The 16,621-nt window shown below is 65.3% G+C and carries 14 protein-coding genes; 8 read left to right on the forward strand and 6 right to left on the reverse strand.

The features are described from left to right. Positions 1 to 77 precede the first annotated feature (77 nt). The 6 genes from ABE459_RS17365 to gatC all read right to left on the reverse strand — a co-directional run bounded on the left by ABE459_RS17365 (position 78) and on the right by gatC (position 5,283). Positions 78 to 452, reverse strand: a complete 375-nt coding sequence (locus ABE459_RS17365; RefSeq protein WP_125465361.1) for a carboxymuconolactone decarboxylase family protein — start codon at positions 450 to 452, stop codon at positions 78 to 80. 10 nt (positions 453 to 462) lie between these two features. Further along, positions 463 to 1,506: a calcium/sodium antiporter gene (locus tag ABE459_RS17370; RefSeq protein WP_258706643.1), complete on the reverse strand. Its 1,044-nt coding sequence runs from the start codon at positions 1,504 to 1,506 to the stop codon at positions 463 to 465. A gap of 61 nt (positions 1,507 to 1,567) precedes the next feature. After that, on the reverse strand, positions 1,568 to 1,942 hold the full coding sequence (locus ABE459_RS17375) for a septal ring lytic transglycosylase RlpA family protein (protein WP_323831460.1): 375 nt from the start codon (positions 1,940 to 1,942) through the stop codon (positions 1,568 to 1,570). 129 nt (positions 1,943 to 2,071) lie between these two features. Beyond that, entirely contained in the window at positions 2,072 to 3,517 is a 1,446-nt protein-coding gene (gene gatB / locus ABE459_RS17380) for an Asp-tRNA(Asn)/Glu-tRNA(Gln) amidotransferase subunit GatB (RefSeq protein WP_125465358.1), read from the reverse strand. An 11-nt stretch (positions 3,518 to 3,528) separates the two neighbouring features. Beyond that, positions 3,529 to 4,980 carry an Asp-tRNA(Asn)/Glu-tRNA(Gln) amidotransferase subunit GatA gene (gatA, locus tag ABE459_RS17385; protein ID WP_125465357.1) on the reverse strand — a complete coding sequence of 484 codons (1,452 nt, stop codon included), beginning with the start codon at positions 4,978 to 4,980 and terminating at the stop codon, positions 3,529 to 3,531. Positions 4,981 to 4,995: 15 nt separating this feature from the next. After that, positions 4,996 to 5,283 carry an Asp-tRNA(Asn)/Glu-tRNA(Gln) amidotransferase subunit GatC gene (gene gatC, locus ABE459_RS17390; RefSeq protein ID WP_110993452.1) on the reverse strand — a complete coding sequence of 96 codons (288 nt, stop codon included), beginning with the start codon at positions 5,281 to 5,283 and terminating at the stop codon, positions 4,996 to 4,998. A gap of 208 nt (positions 5,284 to 5,491) precedes the next feature. Here gatC and mreB point away from each other — a divergent pair, with 208 nt between their 5' ends. From mreB to tldD, 8 genes are all read left to right on the forward strand, one after another. Beyond that, positions 5,492 to 6,529 carry a rod shape-determining protein MreB gene (gene mreB, locus ABE459_RS17395; RefSeq protein WP_003255163.1) on the forward strand — a complete coding sequence of 346 codons (1,038 nt, stop codon included), beginning with the start codon at positions 5,492 to 5,494 and terminating at the stop codon, positions 6,527 to 6,529. Positions 6,530 to 6,696: 167 nt separating this feature from the next. After that, positions 6,697 to 7,731, forward strand: coding sequence for a rod shape-determining protein MreC (mreC, locus tag ABE459_RS17400; protein ID WP_125465356.1), 1,035 nt, complete (start codon positions 6,697 to 6,699; stop codon positions 7,729 to 7,731). After that, positions 7,731 to 8,219, forward strand: coding sequence for a rod shape-determining protein MreD (gene mreD / locus ABE459_RS17405; protein WP_125465355.1), 489 nt, complete (start codon positions 7,731 to 7,733; stop codon positions 8,217 to 8,219). The genes mreC and mreD overlap by 1 nt, the downstream gene beginning before the upstream one ends. Positions 8,220 to 8,251: 32 nt before the next feature. Continuing rightward, on the forward strand, positions 8,252 to 8,851 hold the full coding sequence (locus tag ABE459_RS17410; RefSeq protein WP_125465354.1) for a Maf family protein: 600 nt from the start codon (positions 8,252 to 8,254) through the stop codon (positions 8,849 to 8,851). 53 nt (positions 8,852 to 8,904) lie between these two features. Beyond that, positions 8,905 to 10,362: a ribonuclease G gene (rng, locus tag ABE459_RS17415; protein ID WP_125465353.1), complete on the forward strand. Its 1,458-nt coding sequence runs from the start codon at positions 8,905 to 8,907 to the stop codon at positions 10,360 to 10,362. 88 nt (positions 10,363 to 10,450) lie between these two features. Further along, positions 10,451 to 14,260, forward strand: a complete 3,810-nt coding sequence (locus tag ABE459_RS17420) for a YhdP family protein (RefSeq protein ID WP_323831430.1) — start codon at positions 10,451 to 10,453, stop codon at positions 14,258 to 14,260. 13 nt (positions 14,261 to 14,273) lie between these two features. After that, entirely contained in the window at positions 14,274 to 15,125 is an 852-nt protein-coding gene (locus tag ABE459_RS17425) for a carbon-nitrogen hydrolase family protein (RefSeq protein WP_323831428.1), read from the forward strand. A 2-nt stretch (positions 15,126 to 15,127) separates the two neighbouring features. After that, positions 15,128 to 16,567, forward strand: a complete 1,440-nt coding sequence (tldD, locus tag ABE459_RS17430) for a metalloprotease TldD (RefSeq protein WP_125465350.1) — start codon at positions 15,128 to 15,130, stop codon at positions 16,565 to 16,567. Positions 16,568 to 16,621: the final 54 nt, after the last annotated feature.

The raw sequence follows: 16,621 nt of genomic DNA on the forward strand, positions 1-16,621 counted from the left end.
CCACAGGTGCTGTGCCATCCCAGGGAATGCACAGTACCTGTGGGAGCGGGTTTACCCGCGAAGAGGTTTGTGAGCTCTCAGTTCTGGTAGCTGTCGATCACTTCCTGCGCCGCGCGGAACGCATCGATCGCCGCCGGTACGCCGGCATACACAGCGCAATGCAGTAACGCTTCGCGAATCTCCTCCACCGTGCAGCCATTGTTCAACGCCCCGCGCACATGCCCCTTGAGCTCCTGCGGGCACTTGAGCGCGGTCAGCGTGGCCAGGGTGATCAGGCTGCGGGTCTTCAGTGGCAGCCCGTCGCGGGCCCAGACGCTGCCCCAGGCATGTTCGTTGACGAAGTCCTGCAGCGGTTGGGTGAACGCGGTCGCATTGCCCAGGGCGCGGTCGACGAAGGCATCGCCCATCACCTGGCGGCGAATGCTTTCGCCGGTCTGTTTCGTATCAGCCATGTTGTTTTCCTTAGTGTTGGCGGCGCCAGGCGCGCACCGTCGTATACAGCAGCACGACGCCGAGCGCTGGCAGAACGTAGAACAGCATCAGGTTTTCCAGGCGCCCGGCCAAGGGCAGCCCGGTGGTGAAGGTCACCACGTGCAGGCCGTAGGCCAGGTACAGGCAGAGGAATACCAGGCCCTCGGCGCGGGTCACCCGAAAGCCCGAATAGAACACCGGCAGGCACAGCGCCGCGACCCCGAGCATCACTGGCAGGTCGAAATCCAGGGCGTTGGGCGAGATCGACAGCGGCTCGGGCGCAACCACGGCGGTCAGCCCCAGCACCGCCAGCAGGTTGAACAGGTTGCTGCCGATTACCGTGCCCACGGCCACCTCGCGTTCGCCGCGCAGCGCGGCGATCAGGGCGGCGGCCAACTCCGGCAACGAAGTGCACACCGCGACTACGGTCAGGCCGATGACTCGTTCGGAGAGCCCGAGGTCGGTGGCGACCTCGACGGCGGCCTGCAGCAGCAGGTGCCCGGCCAGGCTCAGCAGGCCGAGGCCCAGGAAGACTTGCAGCAAAACGCCGCTCCAGAAGCGTCCGGCGCCTGTGACTGGCGTATTCGCTGCTGGATAGGTGCGCGCATGGTGGCGTGACTGGTGTCGGAGCATCAGCAGGTAGCCGAGCAGGCCGAACAGCAACAGTGCACCTTCGAAGCGCCCCAGCTGGCCATTGCCGGCCAGCAGATAGACCAGGCCGCTGGCGGCGATCATCAAGGGAATGTCCAGGCGCACCAGCTGGCGCGACACGCGCAGGGGAATGATCAGCGCGGCCAGGCCGAGAATCACCAGCACGTTGAAGATATTGCTGCCGATCACGCTACCCACCGCCACATCAGGCGCGCCTTGATAGGCAGCCTGCAGGCTGACGGTGAGTTGCGGCGCGGTACTGCCGAACGCCACCAGGCTCAGGCCGATGATCAGCGGGCGTACATGCAGGCGGGTGGCCAGGCGCAGCGCCGCGCGTACCAGCAGCTCGGCGCCGAGGATCAGCAACAGCAGGCCCAGGCCCAGTTGCAGCAGGCTGAAGGTGGGGAGGGTGGCCAGGTCGAAAATGGCGAGGGCTCCAGTCAGGTCAATCGCTCAGACCTTGTACCCGGACTCGCGCCGTTCCGCTACGGAGCATGCCGATTTTTTCTGCTGCGGCGCGTGACAGGTCGATCAGCCGGCCGCGTGTGTGCGGGCCGCGGTCGTTGATGCGTACCACCACGCTGCGCTGGTTGGCGAGGTTGGTCACCAGCACCCGGCTGCCGAAGGGCAGGCTGCGGTGGGCGGCGGTTAGGCCGTGCTGGTTGAACGGTTCGCCACTGGCGGTGCGTTTGCCGTGGTGGCGGCTGCCGTAGTAGGAGGCGGTGCCGGTTTCGTTGTAACCGCGAGGGTCGATGTCGTGGCTGGCGCAGCCGGCCAGCAGGGCGAAGAGGGTGAGGCTGGTGAGGTAATATTTCTGCAATTTGGAAGCTCCGCCATTGGGGCCGCTGTGCGGCCCTTCGCGGGTAAACCCGCTCCCACAGGTATGTCGCTGTCCTGTGGGAGCGGGTTTACCCGCGAACGAGGGCGAAGCCCTCGCCGCGCTTTCAGGTCACCCTTCGAGCTTGGACTTGAGCAATTGGTTCACTTGCCCCGGGTTGGCCTTGCCTTTCGAGGCCTTCATCGCCTGGCCGACGAAGAAGCCGAACATCTTGCCGCGCTTGGCTTCGTCAGCGGCGCGGTACTGTTCGACCTGGTCGGCGTTGGCGGCGAGCATCTCGTCGAGCATCTTGTCGATCGCGCCGGTGTCGGTGACCTGCTTCAGGCCTTTGCTTTCGATGATGCTGTCGGCATCGCCTTCGCCAGCGGCCATGGCCTCGAACACGGTCTTGGCAATCTTGCCGCTGATGGTGTTGTCACGGATGCGCAGCAGCATGCCGCCCAGTTGCTCGGCGCTGACCGGCGACTGATCGATCTCCAGGCCCAGCTTGTTCAGCAGGCTGCCCAGCTCGACCATGACCCAGTTGGCGGCCAGCTTGGCGTCGCCGCCGATCTTCACCACCTGTTCGAAGTAGTCGGCCTGCTCGCGGCTGGAGGCCAGCACGTTGGCGTCGTAGGCCGACAGGCCGTACTGGCTCTGGAAGCGTTCGACCTTTTGTGGCGGCAGCTCCGGCAAGCCGGCGCGCACGCTGTCGAGGAACGCAGGCTCGATGACCACCGGCAGCAGGTCCGGGTCGGGGAAGTAACGGTAGTCGTTGGCTTCCTCCTTGCTGCGCATGGAGCGGGTCTCGTCCTTGTTCGGGTCGTACAGGCGGGTTTCCTGCACCACCTTGCCGCCGTCCTCGATCAGGTCGATCTGGCGCTGGATTTCGCTGTTGATCGCGCGCTCGATGAAGCGGAACGAGTTGACGTTCTTGATCTCGCAGCGGGTGCCGAACTCGGCCTGGCCTTTCGGGCGGATCGACACGTTGCAGTCGCAGCGCAGCGAGCCTTCGGCCATGTTGCCGTCGCAGATGCCCAGGTAGCGCACCAGGGCATGGATCGCCTTGACGTAGGCCACGGCCTCTTTGGCGCTGCGCATGTCCGGCTCGGAGACGATCTCCAGCAGCGGCGTGCCAGCGCGGTTCAGGTCGATGCCGGTGGCGCCGTTGAAGTCTTCGTGCAGGCTTTTGCCGGCGTCTTCTTCAAGGTGCGCGCGGGTCACGCCAATGCGCTTGACGGTGCCGTCTTCCAGGGCGATGTCCAGGTGGCCCTTGCCGACGATCGGCAGGTCCATCTGGCTGATCTGGTAGCCCTTGGGCAGGTCAGGGTAGAAGTAGTTCTTGCGCGCGAACACGTTGCGCGGGCCGATTTCGGCATCGATCGCCAGGCCGAACATGCACGCCATGCGCACGGCTTCCTGGTTGAGCACCGGCAGTACGCCGGGCATGCCCAGATCGACCAGGCTGGCCTGGGTGTTCGGCTCGGAACCGAAGGTGGTGGCGCTGCCGGAGAAAATCTTCGACTGGGTGGCGAGCTGGGTATGAATTTCCAGCCCGATCACAACTTCCCATTGCATGTGTGAATTCCTCAGAAGCCGTTGGGGGCGCGGGTGTGCCAGTCGGTGACTTGCTGGTAACGGTGCGCGATGTTGAGCAGGCGGCCTTCCTGGAAATACGGGGCCAGCAGCTGCACGCCCACCGGCAGGCCATCGACGAAGCCGGCCGGCATCGACAGGCCCGGCAGGCCCGCCAGGTTGGCGGTGATGGTGTAGACGTCTTCCAGGTAGGCGGCGACCGGGTCGCTGCTCTTGGCGCCGAGCTTCCAGGCCGGGTTTGGCGTGGTCGGGCCGAGGATCACGTCGACGTCGTGGAAGGCGGCCACGAAGTCGTTCTTGATCAGGCGGCGGATCTGCTGCGCCTTGACGTAGTAGGCATCGTAGTAGCCGGCCGACAGGGCGTAGGTGCCGACCATGATTCGGCGCTGCACTTCGACGCCGAAGCCTTCACCGCGCGAGCGCTTGTACAGGTCGGTGAGGTCTTTGGGGTTTTCGCAGCGGTAGCCGAAGCGCACGCCGTCGAAACGCGACAGGTTGGAGGAAGCTTCCGCCGGGGCGATCACGTAGTAGGCCGGGATGGCGTGCTGCATGTTCGGCAGGCTGATTTGCTTGACCACGGCGCCGAGCTTTTCCAGCTCCTTGACGCTGGCATGCACCAGTTCGGCGATGCGCGGGTCGAGGCCGGCACCGAAGTATTCCTTCGGCACGCCGATGCGCAGGCCTTGCAGCGAGCCGTTCAGGCTGGCGCTGAAGTCTGGCACTGGCTCGTCGACCGAGGTCGAGTCCTTGGCGTCGAAACCGGCCATGCCTTGCAGCAGCAGGGCGCAGTCTTCAGCGGTACGGGCCAGCGGACCGCCCTGGTCGAGGCTGGAGGCATAGGCAATCATGCCCCAGCGCGAAACACGGCCGTAGGTCGGCTTGAGGCCGGTCAGGTTGGTGAAGGCCGCCGGTTGGCGGATCGAACCGCCGGTGTCGGTACCGGTGGTGGCCGGCAGCAGGCGCGCGGCCACGGCCGCGGCCGAGCCGCCGGACGAACCGCCAGGCACGTGTTCCAGGTTCCACGGGTTCTTCACCGCGCCGTAGTGGCTGGACTCGTTGGCCGAGCCCATGGCGAACTCGTCCATGTTGGTCTTGCCCAGGGTGACCATGCCGGCTGCGGCCAGTTTGGCGACCACGGTGGCGTCATACGGGGCGGTGAAGTTGTCGAGCATCTTCGAGCCGCAGCTGGTGCGGGTGCCGTTGGTGCAGAACAGGTCCTTGTGGGCGATCGGCGCGCCCAGCAGCGCACCGGTTTCACCAGCGGCGCGGCGGGCGTCGGCGGCGCGCGCCTGCTCCAGGGCCTGCTCTTCGGTGACGGTGATGAAGCTGTTGAGCTGTGGGTCGAGCTGCTTGATGCGCGACAGCAGCGCGCCGGTCAGTTCTGCCGAAGAGAACGACTTGTCAGCGAGGCCGCGGGCGATCTCGGCCAGAGTGAATTGATGCATGGCAGGCGCTATCCCTTAATCGATGACTTTCGGAACCAGGTACAGACCGTTCTCGGTCGACGGGGCGACGGCTTGATACTGGTCGCGCTGATTGCTCTCGGTGACCTGGTCGGGACGCAGGCGCTGGGTGGTTTCCAGCGGGTGGGCGAGGGGTTCGATGCCTGTGGTGTCGACGGCTTGCATCTGGTCGACCAGCCCGAGAATGCTGTTCAAGGCGTCGGTAATGCGTGGCAGCTCGCCTTCATTCAGGCCCAAGCGGGCCAGATGGGCGATCTTTTCCACGTCGGAGCGTTGCAGCGCCATGGGGATCTCCAGGGGGAACGATGAACGGAATTGTCCGCTAACAAAATGAGGAACATGTCAGGACTCTGGCGGTCAAAGGGCCGCGATCATCGGTAGGCATGCTCGGAAAAACAGCCAATTTAACATATTGGCTCCTTGCCCAAAATCCCTGCCATTGTTAGAGTTTGCCGCACTTTTTTACCCACGCTTTCCCCAGGGTCACTTTCCCATGTTCAAGAAACTGCGTGGCATGTTTTCCAGCGATCTGTCTATCGACCTGGGTACTGCCAACACCCTTATTTACGTGCGTGAGCGCGGTATCGTCCTGAATGAGCCCTCGGTTGTTGCCATCCGTACCCACGGCAACCAGAAAAGCGTCGTCGCTGTCGGTACCGAAGCCAAGCGCATGCTGGGCCGTACGCCCGGCAACATCGCGGCCATTCGTCCGATGAAAGATGGCGTGATCGCCGACTTCAGCGTTTGTGAAAAAATGTTGCAGTATTTCATCAACAAGGTTCACGAAAACAGCTTCCTGCAGCCCAGCCCTCGCGTGCTGATCTGCGTGCCGTGCAAGTCGACCCAAGTAGAGCGTCGCGCCATTCGCGAGTCGGCCCTGGGTGCCGGTGCCCGTGAAGTGTTCTTGATCGAAGAGCCGATGGCCGCTGCCATCGGTGCCGGCCTGCCGGTCGAAGAAGCCCGCGGTTCGATGGTCGTCGATATTGGTGGTGGTACCACCGAAATCGCGCTGATCTCGCTCAACGGCGTGGTCTATGCCGAGTCCGTGCGTGTTGGCGGCGACCGCTTCGACGAAGCCATCGTCACCTATGTGCGCCGTAACTACGGCAGCCTGATCGGCGAATCCACCGCCGAGCGCATCAAGCAGGAAATCGGCACCGCCTACCCAGGCGGCGAAGTGCGCGAAGTCGACGTCCGTGGCCGTAACCTGGCCGAGGGCGTTCCACGTGCCTTCACTCTGAACTCCAACGAAGTGCTTGAAGCTCTGCAAGAGTCGCTGGCGACCATCGTCCAGGCGGTCAAGAGCGCCCTGGAGCAATCGCCGCCTGAGCTGGCCTCGGACATCGCCGAGCGCGGCCTGGTGCTGACCGGTGGTGGCGCGCTGCTGCGTGACCTGGACAAGCTGCTGGCCCAGGAAACCGGCCTGCCGGTGATCGTCGCCGAAGACCCGCTGACCTGCGTCGCCCGTGGCGGCGGCCGCGCCCTGGAAATGATGGACAAGCACGCGATGGACCTGCTCTCCAGCGAGTGAGCCCTGACGCTGCCGTTTCATCGCCCGGTTTACAGGTAGCACGCGCAGTGCTACCTGTATGCGCTGGGTTGGCGCCCGTGAGGGCGTCGTTTTCCGTCAATTCGCAAGCAGGCCGGTGCGTTGCCCCATGTTCAGTGACTTCCTGAGTCGTCCGCGAGGAACGGCCCATTAAACCGCTTTTCTCCAAAGGCCCCTCGCTGGGCGTGCGCCTGCTCGTGCTGGTGGTGATGTCGATCGCGCTGATGGTGGTCGACTCGCGTTTCGACCTGCTCAAGCCCGTGCGCAGCCAGATGGGCCTGGTGTTGATGGAGTCCTACTGGATCACCGACCTGCCGCAGCGCATGTGGCAGGGTGTGGCTGGCCAGTTCGGCAGCCGCACCGAGCTGATCGCCGAAAACGAGAAACTCAAGACCGAAGCCTTGCTGCTGCAAGGGCGCCTGCAAAAGCTAGCGGCCTTGACCGAGCAGAACGTGCGCCTGCGTGAGTTGCTCAATTCCTCGGCGCTGGTCAACGAGAAGGTTGAGGTTGCCGAGCTGATCGGTGTCGATCCCAACCCGTTCACCCACCGCATCCTGATCAACAAGGGCGAGCGCGACGGCGTGTTCCTCGGCCAGCCGGTGCTCGATGCCCGTGGCCTGATGGGCCAGGTGGTCGAGCTGATGCCGTACACCTCGCGGGTGCTGCTGCTCACCGATACCACCCACAGCATTCCGGTGCAGGTCAACCGCAACGGCCTGCGCGCCATCGCCAGCGGCACCGGCAACCCGGAACGCCTTGAGCTGCGCCACGTGGCCGACACCGCCGACGTCAAGGAAGGCGACCTGCTGGTCAGCTCCGGCATGGGCCAGCGCTTCCCGGCCGGCTACCCGGTGGCCACGGTCAATGAAGTGATCCACGATTCCGGCCAGCCATTCGCCATCGTCCGCGCCATCCCGACCGCCGCGCTCAACCGCAGCCGCTACATGCTGCTGGTGTTCAGCGACCGGCGTACCCCGGAAGAGCGTGCAACGGAAGCGGCGATTGCCCAGGAAGAAGCCGACCGCCAGGGTGCCGGCCATGGCCAGGCCCCTGCGGCCCCGGCAACGCCAGCCGCGGCCAACGCCGCGCAGCCTGCCGCGCCCGCCGCAGCTCCGGCACCTGCCGCAAACGTTACGGCCCCGGCCCACCCGGCCGCAGCGCCCGCTCAACCCCGGAGGCAATAATGGCCAGCACCCGTAGCAGAAACGGCTGGGCCATCTGGCTGACCTTTGCCATCGGCCTGTTGCTCAGCGTCTCGCCGATGCCGCAGTTCATGGAAGTGTTCCGGCCCATGTGGCTGGCGTTGCTGCTGGCGTTCTGGACCCTCACCGTGCCCACCAAGGTCGGCATGACCACCGCCTTCGTGCTGGGCCTGGCCGAAGACGTGCTGTACGGCACCTTGCTGGGGCAGAACGCGCTCATCCTTACCCTCATCACGTTCCTCGTGCTGTCGCTGCAGCAGCGCCTGCGCATGTTCCCCATGTGGCAGCAGAGCCTGGTGATCCTGGTGATCTTCGGTATCGCCCAGCTGATCCAGCTATGGCTCAGCGCCCTGACCGGCAACCGCCTGCCAACGCTGGCGCTGGTCTGGTCGGCGGTGATCAGTGCCTTGCTCTGGCCGTGGGTCAGCTTCGCCCTGCGCGGCTTGCGCGTGCGCTTGCATATTCATTGACGCTGCGCCACCACTGACAGGGAGATGTCCACATGCCTCAACTTTACCTGGCCTCCGGTTCGCCGCGTCGTCGTGAACTGCTGACCCAGATCGGCGTGCCGTTCACGGTCGTCAGTGCCCCCATCGATGAAACCCCGTTGCCCGGCGAAGCCCCGGCAGCCTATGTCGAACGCCTGGCCCAGGCCAAGGCGGTGGCCGGCTTCGCCCACACCGACGGCAACGGCGTGGTGCTGGGCGCGGACACCACGGTGGTGCTCGACGATGAAATCCTCGGTAAGCCAGAAGACCGCGAGCACTTCCTGGCCATGCTCGGCGACCTGTCCAAGCGCGAGCACCAGGTGCTCACCGCGGTGGCGCTGACCGACGGCCGGCGCAGCATCAGCCGCTGCGTCAGCACAACGGTGCGTTTTCGCGCCATCTCCTTCGAAGAAGCCCTGCGCTACTGGGCCAGCGGCGAGCCGCTGGACAAGGCCGGTGGCTATGCCATCCAGGGTTTGGGCGCGGTATTCGTCAGCGGCATCGAGGGCAGCTATTCGGCCGTGGTCGGCCTGCCCTTGAGCGAGACCGCCGAGCTGCTGGAGCAATTCGCCGTTGCTGTCTGGCAGCCGCAAGAGGGTTCGACAGCGCGCTAGCCAGCCATCCCGCAGCGATCCATCATTACCGAAAACCTTGACGAGAGCCTGCCATGAGTGAAGAGATTCTGATCAACATCACCCCGATGGAATCACGCGTGGCAGTGGTGGAGAACGGTGTCCTGCAGGAGGTGCACGTAGAGCGCACCCAGCGCCGCGGCATCGTCGGCAACATCTATAAAGGCAAGGTGGTCAGGGTGTTGCCGGGCATGCAGGCAGCATTCGTCGATATTGGCCTTGAGCGTGCGGCGTTCATTCATGCCTCGGAGATCTCGCTGCGCGAAGGGTCGGCGGTAGAGACAATCACTGCGCTGGTGCATGAAGGGCAGGCACTGGTGGTGCAGGTGACCAAGGACCCCATCGGTACCAAGGGCGCGCGCCTCACCACCCAGTTGTCGATCCCCTCGCGCTACCTGGTGTACATGCCGCGCAGCAGCCATGTCGGCATCTCTCTGAAAATCGAGGAAGAAGCCGAGCGTGATCGCCTCAAGCAGGTGGTCACCGACTGCATGGCCCAGGAAGAGATGAAGGACGCCGGCGGGTTCATCCTGCGCACCGCCGCCGAGGGCGCGCGTGCCGAGGATATTCTCCAGGACATCCGCTACCTGCGCCGCTTGTGGGAGCAGATTGGCTCGCAGATCAAGACCTGTGGCGCCCCTACCGTGATCTATGAAGACCTGGGCCTGGCGCTGCGAACGCTGCGCGACCTGGTCAACGCCAAGATCGAGAAGATCCGCATCGACTCACGAGAAACTTTCCAGAAGACCACGCAGTTCGTCGGCGAACTGATGCCGGAAATCGCCGATCGCCTTGAGCACTACCCGGGCGAGCGGCCGATCTTCGACCTGTATGGCGTGGAGGACGAAATCCAGCGTGCCCTGGACCGCAAGGTGCCGCTCAAGTCAGGCGGCTATCTGGTGGTTGACCCGGCGGAGGCGATGACCACCATCGACGTCAACACCGGTGCGTTCGTCGGCCATCGCAACCTTGAAGAGACCATTTTCAAGACCAACCTGGAAGCGGCCACGGCCATTGCCCGGCAACTGCGCCTGCGCAACATCGGCGGGATCATCATCATCGACTTCATCGACATGGAAGACGAAGAGCACCAACGCCAGGTGCTGCGCACGCTGGAGAAGCAGTTGGAGCGCGATCACGCCAAGACCAACATCATCGGCATCACCGAGCTGGGCCTGGTGCAGATGACCCGCAAGCGCACCCGCGAGAGCCTCGAACAGGTGCTGTGCGAGCCGTGTGCCGCCTGCCAGGGGCGCGGCAAACTGAAGACGCCCGAGACCATTTGCTACGAGATCTTCCGTGAGATCCTTCGCGAAGCCCGTGCCTACCAGGCAGAGGGCTATCGGGTACTGGCCAACCAGAAGGTGGTCGACCGGCTGCTGGACGAAGAGTCGGGTAACGTCGCCGAACTTGAGACTTTCATTGGGCGAACCATCCGCTTCCAGGTCGAGTCCATGTATTCCCAGGAACAATATGATGTGGTGCTGCTCTGACCGTCACTGAACCTATCTGCCCCAGGGACGGGCTGGCAAAGCGCTATTCAGCGGCCATAGTTAGTGGACGACTTGGAGGGCCTTGGCCATGGAGCGTCTGACCCGCGTTCTGAGCGCCTTGACCCGCTGGGGGTTGGCAATTTGCGCCCTGCTGGCGGTGCTGGTGGCGCTTTACGTCAGCCTCGGTCGGCAACTGATACCGCTGGTCGCCGAATACCGTGCAGACGCTGAGCTCAAGGCCGAACAGGCCTTGGGCCTGCCTGTGCATGTGGGGGCGCTGGAAGGCCGCTGGAGCGGCCTGGCCCCGGTCCTGCGGGTGCGCGATCTGCAACTGGGCGAAGGCGCCGCCGCGCTGCGCCTGGACGACGTCAAGCTGGTGCCGGACCTGTGGGCCAGCCTCAAGGCGCGCGAAGTGCGCCTGGCGCGCATCCAGCTCGGTGGCCTGCAGTTGATCCTGCGTGAAAACGAGCAGGGCGCCTGGGCCCTGGAAGGCTTGCCGCACAAGGATGATGCGCCGCTCGACCTGGCAGATGCCCTCAAGCGCCTGCGCCAGTTGGGCCGGGTCGACCTGTTCGACAGCCAGGTCACCTTGCACCCGTGGCAGCGCGAGCCCCTTACCCTCACCTATGTCAGCCTCGGCCTGCAGGCCGGTGCCTCGCGCCAGAGCCTGGACCTGCGCGCCACCTTGCCCGATGGCCAGCCGCTGGCCGTCAGCCTGCGCAGCCGGGCCACGGCCAAGGCCTGGCGCGATGGTCAGGTGGAAGCCTACCTCAGCCTGCCGCAGAGTGACTGGGCGCGCTGGCTGCCGCCGCGCCTGCTGGGCCAGTGGCAAGCCGATACCCTGCGGGCCGGCGGCGAGTTCTGGGTCGACTGGAGCCAAGGCCAGCTGCAAAGCGCCGTGGTGCGCCTGAATGCACCGCAACTCAAGGGCGCCTACAGCGAGCGTAAAGCGGTCGCCCTCGACAACGTGGCGTTGTCGGCCTGGTTCCAGCGCCGCAGCGACGGTTTCGATGTGGCCGTCGACTCGCTTGCCGCGAGCATCGGCAAGACCCGCTGGGAATCTCACCTGCAACTGGCGCAGCGCACGGGACAGACGCCGGCCGAGGAGTCCTGGCAGGTCCAGGCCGATCGCCTCGAGCTGACGCCCCTGACCCCATTGATCGACGCCCTGGCGCCGCTGCCGGACAACCTCAAGGCCGTGGTCGACGCCCTCAAGGTCACGGGCGCCTTGCGCAATGTGCGCCTGGACATCCGCCCCAAGGCCGAAGGCGACCAGCGCGTGCAGTTCGCCGCCAACCTGGAGAAGGTCGGCTTCGATGCCTACCACGGAGCGCCTGCGGCCGGTAATGTCAGCGGCGCCATCAGCGGCGACCTGGGTCAGGGCGAGCTGCGCCTGGATACCGAGGCGTTCATGCTGCATTTGTACCCGATCTTCGCCAAACCCTGGCATTACCAGAAAGCCAACGCCCGCCTGACCTGGACGCTCGACAAGGAAGGCTTCACGCTGATCGCCCCCTACATCAAGGTGCTGGGCGAAGAGGGCAAGATCGCGGCTGACTTCCTGATCCGGCTGCTGTTCGAAGAGGGCCGCGAAGACTACATGGACCTGCGTGTCGGCATGACCGAGGGTGACGGCCGCTACACCGCCAAATACCTGCCCGAGGTGCTCAGCCCGGCGCTCGACGAATGGCTGCGCAGTGCCATCGTCAAGGGCAACGTCGACGAGGGCTACTTCCAGTACCAGGGCTCGCTCAACCATGGCGCGCCGCCACATGCCCGCGACATCAGCCTGTTCTTCAAGGTGCATGACGCGGCATTGGACTTCCAGCCGGGCTGGCCGCAGGTGCAGCAGGTGGACGGCGAAGTATTCATCGAAGACAGCGGTGTTCGCGTCAATGCCCGCAGTGGCATGCTGCTCGACACCCAGGTCAGTGATGTCCGCGTCAACATTCCGCATGTCGACGCGGGGCAGCACAGCCACCTTTACCTGGATGGCGATTTCGACGGCAGCCTCGGCGACGGCCTGAAGATTCTCAAGGAAGCCCCCATCGGCACGGGGGCGATCTTCGCCGGCTGGGAAGGCGAGGGGCCGCTCAAGGGCAAGGTCAAGCTGGACATTCCCCTGGAACATGGCCAGCGGCCCAAGGTGCTGGTGGACTTTGCAACCGCGAACGCCACGCTCAAGGTGGCGCCGCCAACCCTGGAACTGAGCCGCCTCAAAGGTGATTTCAGCTTCGATTACGACAAGGGGCTGAGCGGCAAGGACATTGTTCTGCAGGCGTTCGGCAAGCCGGTCACGGCGCAGATTGCCGCCGAAGGCAAGGACGGGCAGATCCAGAGCCGCATCACCGCCAATGGCCAGGTGGGCCTCAAGGCGCTGACCGACTGGCTGCAGTTCCAGCAGACGCTGCCCGTTTCGGGTGAGCTGCCCTACCAGTTGCAATTGCTGCTGGGCAGCCGCGATAACCGGCTGACCGTCAACTCTTCGCTCAAGGGCCTGACCATCGACCTGCCGGCGCCATTCGGCAAGGCGGCCTCGGATATCCGCGACAGCCGCTTCAGCCTGACCTTGCAAGGCCCGGAGCGGCGTATCGACGCAGCTTATGCAGACCTGGCCCGCTTTGCCTATGCCGCGCCCGCCGACAAGCTTGGCCAGGGCCGTGGCGAACTGCTGCTGGGCAGCGGTGAGGCCAACCTGCCCGGCGGCCAGGGCTTGCGGGTCCGCGGACACCTCGAAGCACTGGACCTGGCCCCCTGGCAGGCACAGATGTCGAGCCTGGCCGGCCAGGACCCAGGCGGCAGTGCCCGGCAGAACCTGCAAGGCGTCGACCTGAGCATCGGCCAGCTCAAGGCTTTCGGCATGGACCTCAACCAGGCCGTGGTGCGCCTGGCGCGCAGCGGCCCAGCCTGGGACCTGCGCCTGGACAGCAAGGAAGTCATTGGCAATGCACGTATTCCCGATGCCAAGGGTGTGCCGCTCACCATCCGCCTGCCATCGCTGCGCCTGCCGCCCGCCGATCCGAACGTGACCGCGCCGGAGAACGCTCCGGACCCGTTGGCCAGCGTCGATCCGCGCAACGTGCCACCGCTGGACCTGACCATCGACAAGCTGTACCGGGGCGACGACCTGTTCGGCAGTGCAACCCTGAAAGTACGCCAGACCCCCCGTGGTATCGCCCTCAGCGACGTCGATCTGGACCTCAAGGGCCTGCACATCGATGGCAGTGGCGGTTGGGAAGGTGAAGCGGGCAGCACCTCGAGCTGGTACAAGGGCCGCCTGGACGGCAAGAACCTCGCCGATGTGCTCAAGGCCTGGGGCTTTGCGCCCACTGTTACCAGCCGCGACTTCCGTATGGACGTGGACGGCCGCTGGCCGGGTTCGCCTGCCTGGGTGAGCCTCAATCGCTATTCGGGCAGCCTCGACGCGGCGCTGCGTACCGGTCAGTTCGTCGAGGTCGAAGGCAGCGCCCAGGCCCTGCGGGTGTTCGGCCTGCTCAACTTCAACTCGATTGGCCGACGCTTGCGCCTGGACTTCTCCGACCTGTTCAGCAAAGGCCTGGCCTACGACCGGGTGAAAGGCCTGCTGGTGGCGAGCGAAGGGGTGTACGTGACCCGCGAGCCGATCACCGTCACCGGCCCGTCGAGCAACTTCGAGCTCGACGGCACCCTGGATCTGGCGCGCGATCGGGTCGACGCCAACCTGATGGTGACGCTGCCGGTGACCAACAACCTGCCGCTCGCCGCGCTGATCATCGGTGCGCCGGCAGTGGGTGGGGCGCTGTTCCTGGTCGACCGCCTGATCGGCGACCGTGTGGCGCGTTTTGCCAGCGTGCATTACCGCGTCGAAGGGCCGGTGAAAGAGCCTAAAATCACCTTTGTGAAACCTTTTGATAAATAAGCCCGGGGTTGCGATGACGTCAGCAGTGATCCAGATGGTCAGCCAGGACGATGTGCTGGCCAACCTGCAACGTGCCACTGCGCTGCTCGAGCAGGCCGCTGCCGGCGGCGCGCGGCTGGCGGTGCTGCCGGAGAACTTCGCGGCCATGGGCCGGCGCGACGCTGCCGCCATCGGGCGGGCCGAGGCCCTGGGCGAGGGGCCGATCCTGCCGTGGTTGAAACGTATGGCCCGCGACCTCAAGTTATGGATTGTCGCCGGCACGCTGCCGCTGCCACCGGTCGGTCAGCCTGAGGCAAAGTCCCACGCCTGCTCGCTGCTGATCGATGAGCACGGCGAGATCGCTGCGCGCTACGACAAGCTGCACCTGTTCGACGTGGATGTGGCCGACAACCGTGGCCGCTACCGCGAGTCGGACGACTACGCCCATGGCAGCCAGGTGGTGGTCGCCGATACGCCAGTGGGGCGCCTGGGCTTGTCGGTGTGCTACGACCTGCGCTTTCCCGAGCTGTACAGCGCCCTGCGCGCTGCAGGCGCCGAGCTGATCAGCGCACCGGCGGCGTTCACCGCGGTGACCGGCGCGGCGCACTGGGAGGTGCTGATCCGCGCGCGGGCCATCGAGACCCAGTGCTATGTACTGGCCGCCGCCCAGGGCGGCATGCATCCAGGGCCGCGGGAAACCCACGGCCAGGCGGCGATCGTCGACCCTTGGGGGCGGATCGTCGCGCAACAGGCGCGTGGCGAAGCGGTATTGCTGGCCACGCGCGACAGCGAAGAACAGGCGTCCATCCGGGCGCGCATGCCAGTGGTTACCCACCGGCGCTTTTTCCCGCAGGACGCTTTGCGGCCTGCGCAGACCTCGGAGTGACTATGAGCCAGATGTTATCCACCGTCAGTGAGCAGCTCCTGGCCCCGGGCGGATTGACCCTCGACAGCTTGCAGACGGTGCTCGGCGAGTTGGCGGGCCCCGGTATCGACGCGGCAGACCTGTATTTCCAGGGCCAGATTTCGGAAACCTGGGCGCTGGAAGATGGCATCGTCAAAGAAGGCAGCTTCAACCTCGACCAAGGCGTGGGCGTGCGTGCCCAGTCCGGTGAGAAAACCGGCTTTGCCTACAGCAATGCGATCAACCTTGAAGCCCTGACCTCGGCCGCCCGCGCCGCCCGCTCGATCTCCCGCGCCGGGCAGAACGGCACGGTGCAGGCCTTCCGCAGCCAGGACGTGACCGCGCTGTACGCACCGGACAACCCTCTGGACGTGCTCAGCCGTGCCGAGAAGGTCGAGTTGCTCAAGCGCGTCGACGCCGCCACCCGTGCGCTCGATCCGCGGATCCAGCAAGTCAGCGTGAGCATGGCCGGGGTGTGGGAGCGCATTCTGATTGCCGCCGCCGACGGCAGTCTGGCTGCCGACATTCGGCCGCTGGTGCGTTTCAACGTCAGCGTGATCGTCGAGCAGAACGGCCGTCGCGAGCGCGGCGGGCAGGGCGGTGGCGGGCGTACCGACTACCGCTATTTCACCGAAGAACGGGTGATGGGCTATGCCCGCGAAGCGCTGCGCCAGGCGCTGGTCAACCTTGAAGCGATCCCTGCTCCGGCCGGTACCCTGCCGGTGGTGCTTGGCTCGGGCTGGTCCGGCGTGCTGCTGCATGAAGCGGTCGGCCATGGCCTGGAAGGCGACTTCAACCGCAAGGGCAGCTCGGCGTTCAGCGGGCGCATCGGCGAGAAAGTGGCGTCGAGCCTGTGCACCATCGTCGACGACGGCACCCTGGAAGGGCGCCGCGGTTCGCTGAGCGTCGATGACGAAGGCACCCCGACCGAGTGCACCACGCTGATCGAGAACGGCATCCTCAAGGGCTACATGCAGGACAAGCTCAACGCCCGTCTGATGGGCATGGCGGTGACCGGTAACGGCCGTCGCGAATCCTACGCCCACCTGCCGATGCCGCGCATGACCAACACCTACATGCGTGCTGGCGACAGCGACCCGCAGGAGATCATCGCCTCGGTGAAGAAGGGCATCTATTGCGCCAACCTCGGCGGTGGCCAGGTGGACATCACCAGCGGCAAGTTCGTGTTCTCCACCAGCGAGGCCTACCTGATCGAGGACGGCAAGATCACCGCGCCGGTCAAGGGCGCCACGCTGATCGGCAATGGCCCGGAGGCGATGAGCCGGGTGTCGATGGTCGGCAATGACCTGGCACTGGACAGCGGCGTGGGGACGTGCGGGAAGGATGGGCAGTCAGTGCCGGTGGGCGTTGGCCAGCCGACCCTGAAACTGGACGCCATTACCGTGGGCGGTACGGGCGCTTGATGAACGATCGCGGGGTAAGCCCGCTCCCTCGTTTGTGGGAGCGGGCTTGCCCCG

Source organism: Pseudomonas sp. TWI923 (genome assembly GCF_039673365.1).
GTDB lineage: Bacteria > Pseudomonadota > Gammaproteobacteria > Pseudomonadales > Pseudomonadaceae > Aquipseudomonas > Aquipseudomonas sichuanensis.

Bases quoted from the DNA above. Each gene is read 5' to 3' on its own strand.
- ABE459_RS17365 (WP_125465361.1), bottom strand. From the start codon at position 452: ATGGCTGATACGAAACAGACCGGCGAAAGCATTCGCCGCCAGGTGATG.
- gatB (WP_125465358.1), bottom strand. From the start codon at position 3,517: ATGCAATGGGAAGTTGTGATCGGGCTGGAAATTCATACCCAGCTCGCC.
- gatA (WP_125465357.1), bottom strand. From the start codon at position 4,980: ATGCATCAATTCACTCTGGCCGAGATCGCCCGCGGCCTCGCTGACAAG.
- gatC (WP_110993452.1), bottom strand. From the start codon at position 5,283: ATGGCGCTGCAACGCTCCGACGTGGAAAAGATCGCCCATCTGGCCCGC.
- mreB (WP_003255163.1), top strand. From the start codon at position 5,492: ATGTTCAAGAAACTGCGTGGCATGTTTTCCAGCGATCTGTCTATCGAC.
- mreD (WP_125465355.1), top strand. From the start codon at position 7,731: ATGGCCAGCACCCGTAGCAGAAACGGCTGGGCCATCTGGCTGACCTTT.
- ABE459_RS17410 (WP_125465354.1), top strand. From the start codon at position 8,252: ATGCCTCAACTTTACCTGGCCTCCGGTTCGCCGCGTCGTCGTGAACTG.
- rng (WP_125465353.1), top strand. From the start codon at position 8,905: ATGAGTGAAGAGATTCTGATCAACATCACCCCGATGGAATCACGCGTG.
- ABE459_RS17420 (WP_323831430.1), top strand. From the start codon at position 10,451: ATGGAGCGTCTGACCCGCGTTCTGAGCGCCTTGACCCGCTGGGGGTTG.
- ABE459_RS17425 (WP_323831428.1), top strand. From the start codon at position 14,274: ATGACGTCAGCAGTGATCCAGATGGTCAGCCAGGACGATGTGCTGGCC.
- tldD (WP_125465350.1), top strand. From the start codon at position 15,128: ATGAGCCAGATGTTATCCACCGTCAGTGAGCAGCTCCTGGCCCCGGGC.